The organism is Roseivirga sp. (genome assembly GCF_049099775.1).
GTDB lineage: Bacteria > Bacteroidota > Bacteroidia > Cytophagales > Cyclobacteriaceae > Roseivirga.
Genome location: NZ_JAGDZM010000001.1, coordinates 239,916 through 256,558, shown reverse-complemented (window position 1 = coordinate 256,558; position 16,643 = coordinate 239,916). Strand labels below are relative to the sequence as shown.

Sequence of the window (16,643 nt, the reverse complement as noted above, 5' to 3'; positions counted from 1 at the left end):
AGAAAAAGCTATCATGAAGAAGTATCTACTCGTTATCTCCATTTTCGTTCTTTTTACTATCGATGCTGTTGCGCAAACCAACGAACTGACTCACTTCAACACGGAAAGGCTTCACGTTAATAAAATCGGTATGATTGTATTAGGTGGATGGGCACTGGGTAATATGGCTACAAATGGAGCGCTTTTACGAAATCCATCTTCCAATGAGCAGGCTCATTTTTATCGAATGAATATTTTTTGGAATGTGGTGAATGTGGCTTTAGCAGTGCCTGGTTTAAGGCATTCATTAATTACCGATCCATCGTCATTGTCTTTAGCGGAAACAACTGCAGAATTTCATCAAATGAGTAAGATATTATTGATGAATGCCGCACTAGATGTAGCCTATATAACCGGTGGTTATTTAATGCGAGAAATGGCAAAGAATAGGCCCAAGAAACAAGATATACTTCGTGGTTATGGTAAATCTTTAATTCTACAAGGAGGGTTTTTACTTGCCTTTGATGCAGTACTCTATTTAGCGCTCCAATCTAAAAGTAAAGGGTTGACGAATATCCTTGATAAAGTATCCATTACACCCGAAAGTATAGGCTTGGTGTTTAAGTTCTAATCTTCGAGAATATTGCTGATAAAGGTGCTCTTAGAGAGCAGATAAAGGATAAAGAATACAATACCCCAGCTTAAATAGATGGAGTAGAAATCGGTCGTATTTTTATATCGAGTTTCCTTTATCTCAGCCTTTTCGTACTCATCGATTAAACCAAATACGTTTTTAAGTGCTTCGTTATCAGAAACACGATAAAACTGACCAGCACCAATTTTAGCGATCTCTCTTAGTGTAGTTTCATCAAGCGTATTCTCAACATAATTAGGTCTACCAAAAAAATCTTTTCCAAAAGGTACTTTACCCTCTTTGCCAATTCCTATGGTGTATATTTTAATATCATAAGCTGCGGCTAATTCGGCAGCCGTAATCGGGTCAATATTACCTGCAGTATTATCACCATCAGAAAGTAGAATCATCACTTTAGAAGCCGCATCAGATTCTCTCATTCTGTTAGTGCCCACGGCAATGGCACTACCGATAGCAGTACCTCTATTTTCTATCTTATTGAAGTCAATTTCTTCTTCAATAAACTTATAAAGCAGTTCATAATCCGTAGTGAGCGGCGATAATGAATAAGCATCACCAGAGAAGATGACTAATCCAATACGGTCTTGCTGACGGCCTTCAATAAAAGTTCTTGCAGTACGTTTTGCGGCTTCTAGTCTGTTAGGCTTAAAATCCTCGATTTGCATCGATTCAGATATATCTATTACCAAAGCGATGTCTATACCTTCAGACCATTGTTCTACCTGCTCATTAGTTCTTTGAGGGCGAGCTAGTGCCACTAAAAGTAAGATGAGCGAAAGGGCAATGAGCGCATTGGGGATAAATCTCAAATAACTTGTCCAATGCCTAGAAAGCTCCTTTTTCGGTAAAGCAACTGGAAGCTTTTGTTTGATTTTGCTTCCAATTAACCATTTCATAATAAATAGAAGCAATACCAAAGGAATGGCATAGAGCACAAAGAAGAACTCCCAATCGAATGATTTAAAAGCAGTAGGAGTGAACCACTCCAATGAGTACCATTTATAAAGCGTTTCGTCAAGCATTCTTGATTCCCTCCGTTACGTGATTGTACCTATCTTCCGAGTAGTCCTTCAAAAACTCAAAATCGTTTTGTAAAGCCGTTACTTCTATTGGGCTATAAATATTTTTGTCTATGGACTTTAATGTCTCTTCTAACGAACCATTTTCCTGAATTTCTACAAGCTCTTTAGTAGTGAGTTTTGTGTAAGGAATTCGTTCTAGTTTTTCCATATAGCCTTTCCAGAACTTTAAAACGGACTCTATTTTTAATTTAGAAGTATCCGCATTGAGCTGTTCTATTTCTAAATCGAATTCCTCTTTAAACTTGGCTAACTGTTTCGATAAGCGATATAGCTTAATGCGCTTTTTCAATTCTTTACCCCATAAAACCAAAATCACCAAGGTTAGAAAACCAGCAATTGTTAACCCAACCAACCAATAAGGGTAGTTAAACTCCAAGGAAATGGGTTGGTAAGCTGAAGTTTCCGCCATGCTCACAGAATCGGGCATAATTGTCACTACCTGATCCAGAATGATTGAATCTATGTCGCTAAACAATTCAAGGCTATCCGATCCAGTATCAAGAAATACCGGTAAGCTTAAACGCTGTACCGTATCAATTTCAAAAGTGGCGAGGCGATAAACGGCACTATCTATACTGTTAATAGAATCAGACTGTGTATCAAAATAGTCTTTGCCTAAAAGCTCAAATGGCGCAAAGTCGAAAAGTGAATCTGGGAAAATAAGTTTCCTGTTTTTTCTGTCCTTGTAGCTCAAGGAATAAGAGACAGTTTCTCCTATTTTAACGCTATCCTTCAGGAAATACCCTATTGGTTTATTGTCTTGCCCTTGCGCAATACCAACAGAAATAACAGCAACTATAAAGAGGCCAAAAAACTTTCTAATCACGTTTCATAGTTTTATTCCTGATCATAAAGAGCTTAATCAATTGAGGAACGTAATTGTCCTTTGTGTTAATCTCTAAATAGTTGATCTGGTGTTTTTTGCAATATTTTTCTAACTCACCTTTGTTGGCAGTGTAAGTCTTTTCGAGCTTATTTCTAAAGTCTTTAGATGATGTATTTACCCATACCGTTTTACGACTCTCTTTGTCATAAACAGGAACAATACCCAAGTTCGGTAAATGCGTTTCCCGATCGTCTTTCAAATGTATGACAACAACATCATGTCTTTTGGCCATTAAGCGCAAACTCTGTTCGTATCCTTCATCGATGAAATCGGAAATAACTATTATAACACTTTTCTTATGAATGATTTCAAGGCCTTTTTTTAAGCCTTCATCAATATTTGTGCGAGTAGATTTTGGCGTATGATTGTAAAGCTCATGAATAATGGAGTACCCATGTTTGGGCCCCTTACCAGATTTCATATACTTCTCCTTCTGATCTGAAAAAGTTAAAAGGCCAACACGATTTTGCTGCTTAATAGCGGCAAGCGTTAGTACGCCAGTAATTTCTTTACCGATATCTACTTTTTGAGCTCCCGGGTTACCAATTTCTTGTGAAGCACTTACATCCAATAAGAAAAATACGGTTTGTTCCTTTTCTTCTTTGAAGGTTTTTACGAAGGTACCATGGCCTTTTGCAGATACATTCCAATCTATACTTCGCGTATCGTCACCATACTGGTATTCACGAACGCCATCAAATTCCATACCCGAGCCTTTGAATATAGAGTGAAAATCACCCTGCATGCGCGAATTAATGGCTTTTCGAATTTGTATTTCGTACTTCCGAAGTTTGGAAATAATATGCTCCATAATAAAGAGTCAAAAATATGACTTATTTGAGTTCTGAAAAGGGCTTTGCTTCTTAATTTTGGTTAATTCTTGGGGTTTTCCTCCGTCATATCTTTTACTTTTACATCTCGTTAGAAGAAAAGACGTTGTCGAAATTAACTTGGACGTACTGAGGTGAAAAAGGTTTTTTTATATGTGGTTGTATTCGTTGTTTTTTCCTGCGGGGAAAAAGAGCAAAAGCCTGCTGATATTTTGGATGAAACAGAGATGATTTCTCTCTTGATAGACATTCGAGAAGCGGAAGGTATGGTGGCTTCAATTACCATTAATAAAGACTCTTCAGCTATTCTTTTCAAAGCCCTTGAGCAAAGAATCTTCGAAAAAGCACAAGTTGATACAGCCATCTACCAAAAGAGTTATAATTATTACTTACTCCGACCGGAGAAGTTTATGGAGATTACCTCAGTGGTAATCGATAGTTTAAAAGTGAGGCAGCAATATCTCACCACTGGGCGACGGAGCACGAATTAAATGCTATATCCACAAAATTTAGAATCAAAATTAGGTTTCGATAAAATCAGAATCAGTCTTCAGGCGGCTTGTGAGAGCAATTTGGGGCATGAGTTTGTGCAAAAGATAAAATTCTCGTCTGATAGAAACCACATTGATAAATGGCTCGCTCAAACTAATGAGTTTGTTAAAATTATAGAGAGCGGCGAATTATTTCCTAATTCAAACTACATAGACATATCGCCTTATTTTACCAAGGCCAAAGTTGAAAACTCGCATCTTGCCGAAGAAGAGTTTTTCGATATAGTGCTTACCCTTAAAACACTCAACAGGTGTTTGGATTTTTTCAGAGAAAATAGAGACGATTATTCAGTCCTCTCAGAATTAACCCACCCAGTTTATTTCAACGAAAACTTACTCTGGTCAATTGACAAAGTTTTTGATGAACGCGGAAAGCTCAGGGATAATGCCAGTGATAAACTTTATCAACTAAGAAAGGCTATTGCCTCATTACGTCAACGATTGAGAGGATCTTTAGATCGTATTATCTCTCACTCCAAGAAGGAAGGCTATACGCCGGATGACCTTTCCATTACGATTCGAAATGGCAGAATGGTAATTCCACTCTATGTAGAGCATAAGAGGAGAATTAAAGGTTTGGTTCATGGAGAATCTGCTACGGGACAAACTGTTTACCTAGAACCTAATGAGGTATTTGAGATAAACAACGAAGTTCAGGAACTAGAATATGCTGAACAAAGGGAGGTCATAAGAATATTGACAGAACTTACCGATCTATTAAGACCAGAGATCGAAAGTCTTCAAGGGATAATGAAGTTTTTGGGTTTGATTGATTTTATAAGGGCTAAGGCCCGTTATGCAATCAGTATTCAAGCCTGTAAACCTAAATGGTCTGAACAGAGAGGTTTTGAATGGGAAAAAGCGAGACATCCGTTGCTTTTAGAAAAGCACAGAGCGCTGAACAAGCCGGTGGTACCATTAACCATGGGGTTAAACTCTGAAGAACGCATTGTTATTATATCTGGTCCGAACGCTGGCGGTAAAAGTGTTTGTCTGAAAACCGTCGGGCTGTTGCAGTATATGTTTCAATGCGGCCTTTTGGTATCCGTAGATGAAAGTTCAGAGTTTTCGGTGTTTAAAGACTTGTTTATAGACATTGGAGATGAACAGTCTATCGAGAATGATTTGAGTACTTATAGTTCTCATCTCATCAACATGAAAAACTTGTTAAGTCATGTCAACAAGAAGAGTCTCTTCCTGATAGATGAGTTTGGTACCGGTACAGAACCGCAATATGGCGGAGCCATAGCAGAGGCTATTTTAATGGAACTGAATGCCGCTAAGTGTATGGGTGTGATTACAACGCATTACGGTAACCTAAAAGATTATGCCGATAAGAATAATGGATTAGCCAATGGTGCCATGCGCTATGACATCGCTAATTTACAACCACTTTATGAGCTAGAAGTCGGTAAGCCAGGAAGTTCTTTTGCCTTAGAAATTGCCACTAAAATTGGTTTGCCGAAATCAACAATTGAGCAAGCGAAAAGGAAAGTCGGCGTAAAACAAGTATCGGTAGATAAGATGCTTGGAGAACTTCAGTCTCAGAAACAAGAAGTAGATAGGGCAGCAGATCGATTGAAAGTAAGAGAAACCGAATTAGAAGAACTGACAGAACAGTATAGAGACTTAAAAGCTCACCTTGAAAGACAAGAGAAAAAGGTGCTAAATGCCGCTAAAAAAGAAGCGCAATCTATTGTTACAGGAGCCAACAAAGAAATAGAAAAGGCGATACGCGTAATTAAGGAAAAAGAAGCCGATAAAAAAGTTGTTAAAGCGCAGCGTGAAAAGCTTGAACGGATTAAGGATAGTAATAGGGTAAAAGAAGAAACCTTTAAAACTGAGCTGAAAGGCGCTATAGAAGTTGGTGATTATGTTCAGGTTATCGGCCAAGATACTGTTGGTCAAGTTGCCGCTATAAAAGGGAAAGACGCAGAGCTTAAAATGGGAGCCTTAACATCATTTGTAAAGCTTAATCGTTTAGAAAAAGTCAGTCGAAAGGCCTATAAGAAACAAGGACAGCAAACATCTTATTCAGGTTTTGACTATACGGCAAAGCGCGCCAATTTCTCTACAAAATTGGATATAAGAGGCAAGCGCGCTGAAGAAGTCATTTCAATTTTAGATCAGTGGTTAGATGAAGCCATTCTGCTTGACGAAAAGGAATTACAAATACTTCATGGAAAAGGTAATGGTGTATTAAGACAGGTGGCTCGAAATCACTTGAGTTCATTTAAGCAAATCAGTAGTCTTAAAGATGAACACGTCGAACGCGGTGGCGCTGGAATAACGGTAGTTCATTTGAAATAGTCGCCGAGCAAATACTCTTGAGAATTAAATGAAAGGATATAAAAAAGCCTTCCTGTTTTGCAGAAAGGCTTAATATTTTAAAATCCTTGTGTTACTGAGCTTCTACTAGGCTTAGTACGTAGAGACCATCTGTTCCAAAAGCAGCACCACCAGCTGGTGTAGTAAAATCTACAGTAAGTCTTAGTGTGTTTGGAGTAGCGGTAGTGTTAAGATTGCTCAAAGTGAACACATTGTTAGTATTACCATCGAAAATCAACTCATTCAAATTGTCGCCATTGAAATCCCAAGTACCACTTGCTTGAAAAAGTGGATCACCATCAATACTAGTGTAAGACTTGCTAGTAGCTGTTCCTCTTAATGTAAAGCTGAAATTATCGAATCCTTCTGCAGGAGCACCGTCAAAAGTAATCGATGATGCCTCCCAGGTACTTCCTGTTGTGCCAACAAGGTCAACTAGACGTTGTTCCTCGGGCGTTAAATCTGGAGTATCATCTCCGCCGCCGCCACAAGACACAAGGCTAAAAGATGCGATAAATAACAGGCTAAGTATGTAATGTTTTGTTCGAATCATTTCTTTTCAATTGAGCTACCAATAATAGTTATAAAATCTAATATTCACACGCTAGTCACCATCAATGTCATTTGTAATCTGCAATGTGTAGGACTTTGTCACAAAATTCATATTCCTTTTTCTGGTTAGAACTTATGATCAAAAGTTTCTTACCCAGCAATGACTTAACATTTTCTAAGTACCAAGCTATGCCAAACTCATCAAGGTTTGTAGTGGGCTCATCGAGCAAGCAAACTTTACTCTGAGAGAAAAAACCTAGCCCTAATTTTAGCCGTTGCTTCATTCCAGAAGAGTAATTCTTGATTTGTTTCTTCTTATCTGACCCTAAATAAACCTTTTCGATAAAGTCATCTATTGTCAACCCTTCTTCTAACGACTTAAACTTAAAATGAAACGCTAAAAATTCTTCAAGCGTAAATTCTTCAATAAGTTCTAAGTATGGTGTAATGATATCAAGATGTTGAAAAACACGGTCTTCCGGTATTTCAATTTCATTATTTGTAAAAACAATGGAGCCCTCATTTGAAGGAATGAACCCTATTATGGTTTGTATGAAAGTGGATTTTCCGCTTCCATTACCGCCGGTAATCGCGTAGGATTCGTTTTCATTAAATTCTGTATTGAGGTGCCGGAAAATCCATTCTTTATTGAATTTCTTGCCCAGATTTTTAACCTCAATCTTCATGCTTATCGTGCATTGTAGCCTTTCATTACACCTCTATCAGAACCCCTGAAGAAGTTAATGATTTCATCGCGCTCTTTTGTTGGTTGCATTTCTAATTCAACCAAATCGAGTGCCTTAGAGTTGTTGAAACCACGAAGAAAAATGTATCTATAAATTTCTTGAATCTCAGTGATCTTATCATTAGAGAAACCTCGTCGACGAAGCCCAACAGAATTGATCCCTGCATAACTCAACGGCTCTCTACCTACTTTAGTAAAGGGTGGAACATCTTTTCTTACAAGCGAACCACCAGAAACCATGGTGTGAGCTCCAATATTTACAAACTGATGAATAGCTGCTGCACCACCTATAATTGCCCAATCTTCAATATTTACATGACCTGCGAGTTGTACTGCATTTACCAAAATACAGTTGTCTCCAACCACACAATCGTGAGCTACATGCGTGTAGGCCATGATCAAAGTATCTTTTCCAATAACGGTTTTATTAGTAGCGTCAGTGCCTCTATTTAGCGTAACACACTCTCTTATTACGGTATTGTCACCAATTTCTAAGGTAGTGTCTTCGCCGCCGAATTTTTTGTCTTGGGGAATAGCAGAAACTACAGCACCAGGAAAAATCTTAACATTTTTTCCAATTCGTGCACCTTCCATGATGGTCACGTTAGAGCCTATCCATGTGCCTTCTTCGATTACAACGTTTTTACTAATTGAGGCAAAAGGTTCAATTACAACGTTTCTTGCAATCTTTGCTTCAGGGTGAATATAAGCTAATGGCTGGTTCATGGGTTTTTTACAATTCTAGCTGTCATTGATGCTTCGCAAACTAAAGTATTACCTACGTATGCAAATCCTTTCATTTGAGCAATTCCTCTTTTGATTGGAGAAGTGAGTTCACATTTGAATTTAATGGTATCTCCCGGAATTACCATCTTTCTGAATTTACATCTATCGATTCCTAAGAAATAAGGCGTATAATTTTCAGGATCTGGTACAGTATTCAGTACCAAAATGCCGCCTATTTGTGCCATAGCTTCCACCTGAAGTACTCCAGGCATTACAGGGTTGCCAGGGAAATGTCCTTGAAAGAAAGGCTCATTCATAGTCACATTTTTAATGCCCGCCACCATGTGATCATCAAGATGTACAATCTTATCAATCAACAAGAACGGATAACGATGCGGCAGTATTTGACTGATCTGGTTTATATCCATTACAGGCTCAATGTTTGGGTCGTAATGTGGAACATTAGACTTCGAATCAAGCATGGCTTTTTTCAGTTTTTTAGCAAAAGCTACATTGGCAGCATGTCCAGGTCTGGCAGCTAATATTTGTGCTTTAATTGGTCTGCCAACCAAGGCTAAGTCACCTACAACATCTAAAAGTTTATGCCTAGCCGGCTCATTTTTATGTCTTAATTCAACATTGTTGAGAATACCTTCTTTCTTTACTTCAACCTTTTCTTTGTTGAATAAGCCTGCCAAATATTCTAACTCTTCATCTTGAACTACACGGTCTACAACTACAATCGCGTTATTTAAATCTCCGCCTTTGATCAGATTGTTTTTATACAACATTTCTAGTTCATGGAGAAAACAGAATGTTCTACTTGAGGCAATGTCTTTTTTGAAATCAGCGATACTAGTTAAAGAAGCATGCTGGCTACCTAAAACTGGAGAATTATAATCAACCATTACGGTGACACGAAAATCGTCCAACGGCAAAGCAGCAATTTCAACATCTCTATCTTCATCTTTGAAGATGATACTCTCGTTGATTTCCAGAAAATTTCTTAGCGCGTTTTGTTCTTCAACACCCACTTCTTCGAGTGCTTCAATGAACATCATAGAGCTACCGTCCAAGATCGGAGGTTCTGGACCATCGATTTGAATCATGACGTTGTCTATTTCAAGACCAACAAGGGCAGCTAGCGTATGCTCTACTGTATTGATTCTCGCACCATTATGTTCTATGGTCGTTCCCCTAGATAAATCCACCACATAATCAACATCCGCATCTACGACAGGCTGTCCGGGTAAATCTATCCTTTGAAACTTAATTCCATGATTTGCAGGTGCTGGAACAAAGGTCATATTCGCCGTTACACCAGTGTGTAAACCAACGCCGGAGACCGTAACTTTTTCCTGAATTGTATGCTGCTTCGTTTTCATCTATTTGTGCGAAAATTCCGCGAATTTATAACTTTTTTTCCAGATCCTTAACGCGTTGGATCAGGTTAGGTAGTTTTCTTAAAATAATACTGGACTTTAAAAATTCTCGGTGCTCCATAATTGGAGAGCCAAACCAAACCTTTCCTTCTTCAGTAATTGTTTTTGGAACGCCGGCCTGAGGACCAATAATTGTTTTGTCAGCTAAGGTCAAATGCCCTGTGATACCAGCTTGACCACCCACTTGAACGTTTTGGCCAAGCTTGGCACTACCGGAAATTCCAGCCTGCGAAGCAATGGCATTATTTTTTCCAATTTCAACGTTGTGGGCAACTTGAACAAGATTATCTAATTTTGCACCAGAACGAATAATCGTTGAGCCCATAGTAGCACAGTCAATCGTTGTGTTGGCGCCAATGTCTACGTTGTCTTCGATGATTACATTACCCGTTTGAGGAATTGCCTTGAAAGAACCATCCTCTTGAGGAGCATAGCCAAAGCCATAACTACCTACAACAGCGCCTGAATGTAAAATGCAGTTAGCACCAATTTTACAATTGGCATATACTTTCACACCAGCAAAAATGATGGTATTGTCACCAATTTCAACGCCATCACCAATGTGGCTATTTGGATATATTTGAACGTTGTTTCCAATTTTTACATTTTCCCCTAAATAGGAAAAGGCCCCTAAATAGGTGTCATCGCCAATGGTGGCAGAATCACTTTGAAAAGATGGCTGTTCAATTCCTTTTTTGACCACCGCTGTCATTTGCTGATAAGCCTCTAAAAGCCGAGCGAAACTAGAATAAGGATCATCTACACGAATAAGTGAAGTTGTATATTCCTTTTCAGCTTCGAAATCTTTCTTTACTATCACAGCACTCGCCTGAGTGGTATATAAATAAGGGGTGTATTTCGGATTGGCTAAAAAAGCGATACTGCCAGCAGTGGCTTCTTCTATTTTCTCTAAGCGATCTACATTTCCGGTCGCGTCACCGTCAACTGTACCGCCTATTAATTGGGCCACTTGTTCAATTGATATTTCCATGCTTAAAATGTGAGAGTCACAAAGATATGTCTTTTGGCCAGCATCGATAATACTTGCGTACTATTTTGCTCATGGCCTTTATGTTTGGTAAATCCGCCGCTTCTACAACGTCTCTTACTTCGTCCGACTTCGATAAGATCATGATTTTTTTATCGTTGGACAGGTAAGCGTTATTTGTAAGTTTTCCGGTAGAGTAGAAGTGTTTGGCACCCTTCGAACTAACCCCGTAGGCTTTAATTATTTCCTCTTCCATATGTGCTATTTCTTCCTCGGAAGCAGGTTCTTGCGTGATCTCTATTTTGAAGAGATCCCGTTTTAGCAGCATATTACAAAGCCTAGAAAGTATCGAATCATAGTGCTCACTCCAGACTTTTATGGCTCCCCATATATCGTAATCATCCAGGTTAAGAAAGGTTTCTAATATTTCTGGTCTCTCAACAAAGTCTTCCTTTTCATAATCATTAGCGAGAAACAATTTGAGTGCCTTAGTTGAGAAAAGACCTTTTCCCTTTTGGGTAAGATACTTTGCACGCTCGATGATGCTGATGAGCATCTTTTCTGAACTCACGCTGGTTTTGTGCAAATACACTTGCCAGTACATGAGTCGGCGTGCACTTAGGAAGTTTTCTATACTGTAAATCCCTTTTTCTTCCACCACAAGCTGATCGTCTTTCACATTCAGCATTTTTATAATGCGTTCTGCACCGATTGTTCCTTCAGAAACTCCCGTAAAGAAACTATCACGTTTTAAATAATCTAAACGATCTATATCTAGCTGGCTAGAGACAAGCTGCGTTAGAAATTGCTTTGGGTATGTACCTAGAAAAATGGATAAGCTCATTTCCAGTTTCCCATCTAATTCATGGTTAAGCCTTGCTATGGTTTCATGAGAAATCCACTCATGAGCAATGCCAGTTAAGAGGGTGGTTTCAAGCGCATGGGAAAATGGGCCATGGCCAATATCATGCAAGAGTATGGCTACTAAAGTGCTTTCAAACTCTTCATCAGTAATTTCAATACCCTTTGTTCTTAAGTTTTCTAAAGTCTCTTTCATCAGGTGCATGGCACCAATCGCATGATGAAAACGGGTATGATGAGCACCAGGATAGACAAGCTCGGTAAGGCCGAGTTGTTTGATTCTTCGAAGCCGCTGGAAGTAGGGGTGATCGATGATATCGAAGATGAGCTCACTATGGATAGTAATGAATCCGTATACCGGATCATTGATTATCTTTTTTTTGTTCAAACTTTATCCTTTAAATGCTTTAAATTCGAGCCTATTGCCAAATCCTATCTATGCAAAGATATAACATTTTATGGGCCGACGATGAGATAGATCTGCTCAAACCGCACATACTTTTTCTACAAGACAGAGGTTACGACATTAGGCCTGTGACTAGCGGCGCCGATGCCATCGATGCCGTGGAGGACACTCACTTTGACGTTGTTTTTCTTGATGAGAATATGCCCGGTATGACAGGCCTTGAAACGCTCAGCTATATTAAGAATAGACGCCCCTCACTCCCTGTAGTGATGATTACCAAGAACGAGGAGGAACATATAATGGAGGAGGCCATTGGATCTAAAATCGCTGATTATTTAATCAAGCCATTAAATCCCAATCAAATTCTAATTTCGGTAAAGAGGATTCTTGATAACCGAAGATTGGTCAGTGAAAAAACCAACATGCAGTATCAACAGGATTTCCGAACGATAAGTATGGAAATGAATGACCGCATGGATCATAAAGAATGGACTGAGATATATAAGAAGTTGGTTTATTGGGAACTCGAAATTGATCAGACAGAAAACAAGAGCATGCAAGAGGTGCTGGATATGCAAAAAGTAGAGGCTAATTCAAATTTCAGCAGATTCATTGCCGATGAGTACGAGGGATGGCTTAACGATCCGAATGCAGATAGGCCTTTATTGTCGCATCAGATAATGAAGAAAAAGGTGTTTCCGCTGCTCAATGACGATCCTTTTTTCTTTATCGTGATTGACAACCTGAGGTTTGATCAATGGAAAATTATTGAAGAAGATATCGCTCCATATTTTAATATCGAGGAAGAAGATGCCTATTATTCGATTTTACCTACAACGACGGCTTACGCCCGTAACTCGATTTTTTCTGGAGAACTGCCACTAGAAATGTCGAAGAAACATCCTGATTTATGGGTGGGCGATGACGACAGCGAGGATGGTAAAAACAACAATGAAAGTGCCTTCATTAAAAGGCAGCTGACTAAAAATAATATTAATAAGCGGTACAGTTACAACAAAATAATTCATGCCAACCAAGGAAAACAGCTGAATGACAATTTTGCCAACTTATTGCAAAATGAACTCAATGTAGTGGTGTATAACTTTGTAGATATGCTATCACATGCAAGAACCGATATCCGGATGATAAAGGAATTGGCCTCAGATGAGTCAGCTTATCGATCACTTACAAGATCATGGTTTCAGCATTCACCACTTTTCGATTTACTAAGAATGATCAGCGAAAAGGGATTACGCGTTATGATTACAACAGACCACGGAACGTATCGTGTTAAGAAACCATTTAAGATAGCAGGCGACAGAAATGTGAACACTAACTTGCGCTATAAGCAAGGTAAAAACCTGGGCTATAAAGGCAATAATGGAATTTTTGAGGCCACAAAACCAGAGAATCTTCACTTACCTAAGCAAAATGTATCTACCTCTTATGTGTTTGCTACGGATGATACTTTTTTTGCCTATCCAAATAATTATAACCACTATGTAAAGTACTATAGAGATACATTTCAGCACGGTGGTATCTCCATGGAAGAAATGATTATTCCGATTATTTCGCTAAATTCGAAAAGGTCGTAAAGCTGAGTTTAATGAACTTAAAAGCCGATTCTTTATCAGATTTGCTTGAAGTAGCTAAAACGCTGATCGACTTTGCAGGGGAGGAGAAGATTTTGGTTTTAGATGGCCAAATGGGTGCCGGAAAAACTACTTTGTCAAAAGCTATTGGTAAGGTAATGGGCGTTCAGGACACGGTGAATAGCCCAACTTTTTCAATAGTGAATGAGTATTTGACCGAGGCAGGTGAATCAATTTACCACTTCGATTTTTACAGACTAGAAACTCCGGAGGAGGCCTTGGCCATAGGAATGGAAGAGTATTTTTATTCCGGTAATCTGTGCCTGATTGAATGGGCAGAAAGAATTGGTGAGTATCTACCTGAAAAGTTCGTTAAAATAGCGATTGAAGATTTGGGCGGTGAAAAACGAAACTACAAACTAAGTAAGCATGACTGAGAAAGGAACGTCGGGATTTGCAAAGTTGGCTAAAGAAAGTAGCCTATACCCTGAGGAGAAATTACTAAAGGTTAATTCTGGTAATAAATCACTCCAAATCTCTATTCCGAAAGAAGTTTCTTTACAAGAGAATCGTGTGAGCTTAACACCTGCTGCCGTTGGTATTTTAGTGGCCAATGGGCATCAAATTCAGGTGGAAGCAGGTGCCGGTAGGCATGCGTATTTCCCCGATACAGAGTATTCAGAAAATGGAGCTCAAATTATCTATTCTAAAAAAGAAGCCTTCGAAGCCGATGTTATAGTAAAGGTGGAACCTGCTACTATGGAAGAGTTGGGTATTATGAAGACTGGAACCACGGTGTTTTCAGCAATTCAAACTGGCAATGCAAGTACAGCGTATTTCGAGGCTTTGAATAAAAAGAAGATTACGGCACTCGGTTATGAGCTTTTGGAAGATAAGGCCCATGGGCTGCCAATAGTTAACGCAATGAGTGAGCTGGCGGGAAGTCTGGTTATCCCAATAGCGGCTGAATACTTAAGCAGTATCGGCGGGGGCAGAGGAATAATACTAGGTGGAATAACTGGTGTCCCACCCACTAGAGTAGTCATACTAGGCGCGGGCACTGTGGCAGAGTATGCCGCTAGAGCTGCCATAGGATTAGGTGCAGAAGTAAGAATCTTTGACAATGAGATTTATAAGCTCCGTAGGATAAAGCACAAGTTGGGAAATCAGGCCTTTACATCTGCTATAGACACACTGGCATTAAGTCAATCTTTAAAGTCGGCCGATGTAGTAATTGGTGCATTAAGAGCTGAAAAGGGAAAGGCTAGATGCGTTGTCACCGAAGAAATGGTTGCTACGATGAAACCTGGAGCAGTTATTCTAGATGTATCAATTGATCAAGGCGGATGCATTGAAACCTCCGAAATTACTTCTCATGATTTACCGACATTTACCAAATACGATGTTATTCATTACTGTGTGCCGAACATTGCCTCTAGAGCAGCTAGAACAGCTACATCTGCTTTAAGCAATATTCTTACATCAGTTTTATTGAAAATGGCCGATAATGGTGGAATCAACGAAATGATATACCATTACTCTTGGTTCAGCAAGGGGATATATGGATATAAGGGTTGTACTACAAACCTTGAGATAGCCAAAAAATTTAACCTACCATTTAAAGACTTAAGCCTGCTAACGGCGGCAAGATTCTAAGCCTGATTTAAGCCCAATTTCTTTACGAATTTCCCAATACTTAAGCCTTGAAAAAGGATAGAGAAAATGACCACGCCGTAAGTAATCAAAATAATCAAATCTCGGTATTCGGAAGGAGGTAAGGAAAGGGCTAATGCGATGGAAATCCCACCTCTTAAACCTCCCCAAGTAAGCATGGAGATGGTTTTCGATTTACTAATATCATCATGTTTCATTACACCAATTGGAATAGCAACAGAGACAAGCCTTGCTAATAGTACCGCAGGAATAATGATCAATGCGGCAAGGATGTAATTTGTATTATTCGGTAGCGCAATTATTTCAAGACCAATAAGTACAAAAAGCACGGCATTTAAAATCTCGTCAAGCATTTCCCAAAACTCCGATACTTGATTCGAAGATTCGCTGGCATTTTTAACAGCAATAAGTTTATTCCCGACAATTAATCCTGCTACAACCATAGCGATAGGTCCAGAAACATGAATCAAAGAAGCAATTCCATAACCACCAGTTGTAATGGCAATTGTAATTAAAACCTCAATTCTTGGTGCATCTTCAATTGATTTTAGAATTAGATACCCACAATAGCCTAGTACACCACCGAAAACGATTCCTCCTAATGCTTCTTCAGCCAGAAGTTGGATCGTCTCACTAATTTCGAAGTTGGCAAACCCATTTTCATGCACCATCAGAATGCTTAAGAAAACAACCACCCCAACGCCATCATTAAAAAGAGATTCACCTGAAATTTTGGTCTCTAAACTTTTTGGTGCTTTAGCCGATTTTAGAATGGCTAAAACTGCAATTGGATCAGTAGGAGAGATAAGGGCGCCGAATAAGAGCGCATAAGTCAATGGTATGTTAAAACCCATGAAACCTAAAATCCATTGGGTAAGAAAGCCAATAATGAATGTAGATATGATGACACCTAAGGTGGCAAAAGTAATTACAGAGGCTCTTTCCTTTTTTAAGAGTTTAGCATTGACATGGAGTGCTCCAGCAAACAGCAAGAAACTTAGCATTACATCCATTAAAAGCAGTCGAAAGTCTAATGTGGTAACCACCTCACAGGTTTCCATCATCACCTCTTTATTGAATTGCCCAATAATGATCATTATTCCGGCGAACACTAAGGAGAGAATCATCAAACCGATGGTCATGGGTAATTTTAGAAACTTATGGTTGATGTAGCTGAAAAAGGCTGCTATCCCTATAATGATTGTTAGAGATTGAAAAATAGAGTTCTCCATATGCTAAATGTAAGTAAACCAGTTTGAAGAATTTGATAATCAAAAACTTAGAGTGTCTTTCAAAGTATAGTTGACCAATATTTTTTCTTGTTGTACAGGTTTTGATAACATATG

The 16,643-nt window shown here is 38.9% G+C and carries 16 protein-coding genes; 6 read left to right on the top strand and 10 right to left on the bottom strand.

Annotation, left to right across the window (positions count from 1 at the left end):
- Positions 1-13: 13 nt before the first annotated feature.
- On the top strand, positions 14-610 hold the full coding sequence (locus JXQ92_RS01175; protein ID WP_421984749.1) for a DUF6992 family protein: 597 nt from the start codon (positions 14-16) through the stop codon (positions 608-610).
- Here JXQ92_RS01175 and JXQ92_RS01170 read toward each other — a convergent pair.
- The 3 genes from JXQ92_RS01170 to JXQ92_RS01160 are packed head-to-tail and all read right to left on the bottom strand — an operon-like array spanning position 607 to position 3,413.
- Positions 607-1,656: a vWA domain-containing protein gene (locus JXQ92_RS01170; RefSeq protein ID WP_421984748.1), complete on the bottom strand. Its 1,050-nt coding sequence runs from the start codon at positions 1,654-1,656 to the stop codon at positions 607-609. The genes JXQ92_RS01175 and JXQ92_RS01170 overlap by 4 nt on opposite strands.
- On the bottom strand, positions 1,649-2,542 hold the full coding sequence (locus JXQ92_RS01165) for a hypothetical protein (RefSeq protein ID WP_421984747.1): 894 nt from the start codon (positions 2,540-2,542) through the stop codon (positions 1,649-1,651). Before JXQ92_RS01165 ends, JXQ92_RS01170 begins: the two co-directional genes overlap by 8 nt.
- Positions 2,535-3,413 (bottom strand): DUF58 domain-containing protein, encoded by an 879-nt coding sequence (locus tag JXQ92_RS01160; protein ID WP_421984746.1) that lies wholly within the window; start codon positions 3,411-3,413, stop codon positions 2,535-2,537. Before JXQ92_RS01160 ends, JXQ92_RS01165 begins: the two co-directional genes overlap by 8 nt.
- Positions 3,414-3,566: 153 nt before the next feature.
- Between JXQ92_RS01160 and JXQ92_RS01155 the strand changes: the two genes are divergently transcribed.
- Positions 3,567-3,923, top strand: a complete 357-nt coding sequence (locus JXQ92_RS01155) for a DUF4296 domain-containing protein (protein ID WP_421984745.1) — start codon at positions 3,567-3,569, stop codon at positions 3,921-3,923.
- Positions 3,924-6,293 (top strand): endonuclease MutS2, encoded by a 2,370-nt coding sequence (locus JXQ92_RS01150; protein ID WP_421984744.1) that lies wholly within the window; start codon positions 3,924-3,926, stop codon positions 6,291-6,293. It begins immediately after the preceding gene.
- Between the two features lie 91 nt (positions 6,294-6,384).
- On the opposite strand, the gene JXQ92_RS01145 is transcribed toward JXQ92_RS01150, so the two are convergent.
- The 6 genes from JXQ92_RS01145 to JXQ92_RS01120 all read right to left on the bottom strand — a co-directional run bounded on the left by JXQ92_RS01145 (position 6,385) and on the right by JXQ92_RS01120 (position 12,013).
- A complete protein-coding gene (locus JXQ92_RS01145) occupies positions 6,385-6,864 on the bottom strand; it encodes a lipocalin family protein (protein WP_421984743.1) in 480 nt (159 codons plus the stop codon).
- 67 nt (positions 6,865-6,931) lie between these two features.
- Entirely contained in the window at positions 6,932-7,549 is a 618-nt protein-coding gene (locus JXQ92_RS01140) for an ABC transporter ATP-binding protein (RefSeq protein WP_421984742.1), read from the bottom strand.
- 2 nt (positions 7,550-7,551) lie between these two features.
- Positions 7,552-8,334, bottom strand: a complete 783-nt coding sequence (lpxA, locus tag JXQ92_RS01135; RefSeq protein WP_421984741.1) for an acyl-ACP--UDP-N-acetylglucosamine O-acyltransferase — start codon at positions 8,332-8,334, stop codon at positions 7,552-7,554.
- Positions 8,331-9,719 carry a bifunctional UDP-3-O-[3-hydroxymyristoyl] N-acetylglucosamine deacetylase/3-hydroxyacyl-ACP dehydratase gene (locus JXQ92_RS01130; protein WP_421984740.1) on the bottom strand — a complete coding sequence of 463 codons (1,389 nt, stop codon included), beginning with the start codon at positions 9,717-9,719 and terminating at the stop codon, positions 8,331-8,333. The genes lpxA and JXQ92_RS01130 overlap by 4 nt, the downstream gene beginning before the upstream one ends.
- A 25-nt stretch (positions 9,720-9,744) precedes the next feature.
- On the bottom strand, positions 9,745-10,767 hold the full coding sequence (gene lpxD, locus JXQ92_RS01125) for a UDP-3-O-(3-hydroxymyristoyl)glucosamine N-acyltransferase (protein ID WP_421984739.1): 1,023 nt from the start codon (positions 10,765-10,767) through the stop codon (positions 9,745-9,747).
- A gap of 16 nt (positions 10,768-10,783) precedes the next feature.
- Complete coding sequence (locus JXQ92_RS01120) at positions 10,784-12,013, bottom strand: HD domain-containing protein (RefSeq protein WP_421984738.1); 1,230 nt, start codon at positions 12,011-12,013, stop codon at positions 10,784-10,786.
- A gap of 50 nt (positions 12,014-12,063) precedes the next feature.
- On the opposite strand from JXQ92_RS01120, the gene JXQ92_RS01115 reads away from it, so the two are divergent.
- The 3 genes from JXQ92_RS01115 to JXQ92_RS01105 are packed head-to-tail and all read left to right on the top strand — an operon-like array spanning position 12,064 to position 15,279.
- Positions 12,064-13,626: a PglZ domain-containing protein gene (locus JXQ92_RS01115; RefSeq protein WP_421984737.1), complete on the top strand. Its 1,563-nt coding sequence runs from the start codon at positions 12,064-12,066 to the stop codon at positions 13,624-13,626.
- Positions 13,627-13,637: 11 nt separating this feature from the next.
- Positions 13,638-14,060, top strand: coding sequence for a tRNA (adenosine(37)-N6)-threonylcarbamoyltransferase complex ATPase subunit type 1 TsaE (gene tsaE / locus JXQ92_RS01110; protein ID WP_421984736.1), 423 nt, complete (start codon positions 13,638-13,640; stop codon positions 14,058-14,060).
- Complete coding sequence (locus JXQ92_RS01105) at positions 14,053-15,279, top strand: alanine dehydrogenase (protein WP_421984735.1); 1,227 nt, start codon at positions 14,053-14,055, stop codon at positions 15,277-15,279. Before tsaE ends, JXQ92_RS01105 begins: the two co-directional genes overlap by 8 nt.
- Here the strand turns inward: JXQ92_RS01105 and JXQ92_RS01100 are convergent.
- Entirely contained in the window at positions 15,276-16,529 is a 1,254-nt protein-coding gene (locus JXQ92_RS01100; RefSeq protein WP_421984734.1) for a cation:proton antiporter, read from the bottom strand. The two genes, JXQ92_RS01105 and JXQ92_RS01100, sit on opposite strands and share 4 nt — an antisense overlap.
- Positions 16,530-16,643 lie beyond the last annotated feature (114 nt).

What these genes read in the sequence shown, in the direction of transcription:
- JXQ92_RS01175 (WP_421984749.1), top strand. Translation starts at nt 14, where the DNA reads ATGAAGAAGTATCTACTCGTTATCTCCATTTTCGTTCTTTTTACTATC.
- JXQ92_RS01170 (WP_421984748.1), bottom strand. Translation starts at nt 1,656, where the DNA reads ATGCTTGACGAAACGCTTTATAAATGGTACTCATTGGAGTGGTTCACT.
- JXQ92_RS01160 (WP_421984746.1), bottom strand. Translation starts at nt 3,413, where the DNA reads ATGGAGCATATTATTTCCAAACTTCGGAAGTACGAAATACAAATTCGA.
- JXQ92_RS01150 (WP_421984744.1), top strand. Translation starts at nt 3,924, where the DNA reads ATGCTATATCCACAAAATTTAGAATCAAAATTAGGTTTCGATAAAATC.
- JXQ92_RS01145 (WP_421984743.1), bottom strand. Translation starts at nt 6,864, where the DNA reads ATGATTCGAACAAAACATTACATACTTAGCCTGTTATTTATCGCATCT.
- JXQ92_RS01140 (WP_421984742.1), bottom strand. Translation starts at nt 7,549, where the DNA reads ATGAAGATTGAGGTTAAAAATCTGGGCAAGAAATTCAATAAAGAATGG.
- lpxA (WP_421984741.1), bottom strand. Translation starts at nt 8,334, where the DNA reads ATGAACCAGCCATTAGCTTATATTCACCCTGAAGCAAAGATTGCAAGA.
- JXQ92_RS01130 (WP_421984740.1), bottom strand. Translation starts at nt 9,719, where the DNA reads ATGAAAACGAAGCAGCATACAATTCAGGAAAAAGTTACGGTCTCCGGC.
- lpxD (WP_421984739.1), bottom strand. Translation starts at nt 10,767, where the DNA reads ATGGAAATATCAATTGAACAAGTGGCCCAATTAATAGGCGGTACAGTT.
- JXQ92_RS01115 (WP_421984737.1), top strand. Translation starts at nt 12,064, where the DNA reads ATGCAAAGATATAACATTTTATGGGCCGACGATGAGATAGATCTGCTC.
- tsaE (WP_421984736.1), top strand. Translation starts at nt 13,638, where the DNA reads ATGAACTTAAAAGCCGATTCTTTATCAGATTTGCTTGAAGTAGCTAAA.
- JXQ92_RS01105 (WP_421984735.1), top strand. Translation starts at nt 14,053, where the DNA reads ATGACTGAGAAAGGAACGTCGGGATTTGCAAAGTTGGCTAAAGAAAGT.
- JXQ92_RS01100 (WP_421984734.1), bottom strand. Translation starts at nt 16,529, where the DNA reads ATGGAGAACTCTATTTTTCAATCTCTAACAATCATTATAGGGATAGCA.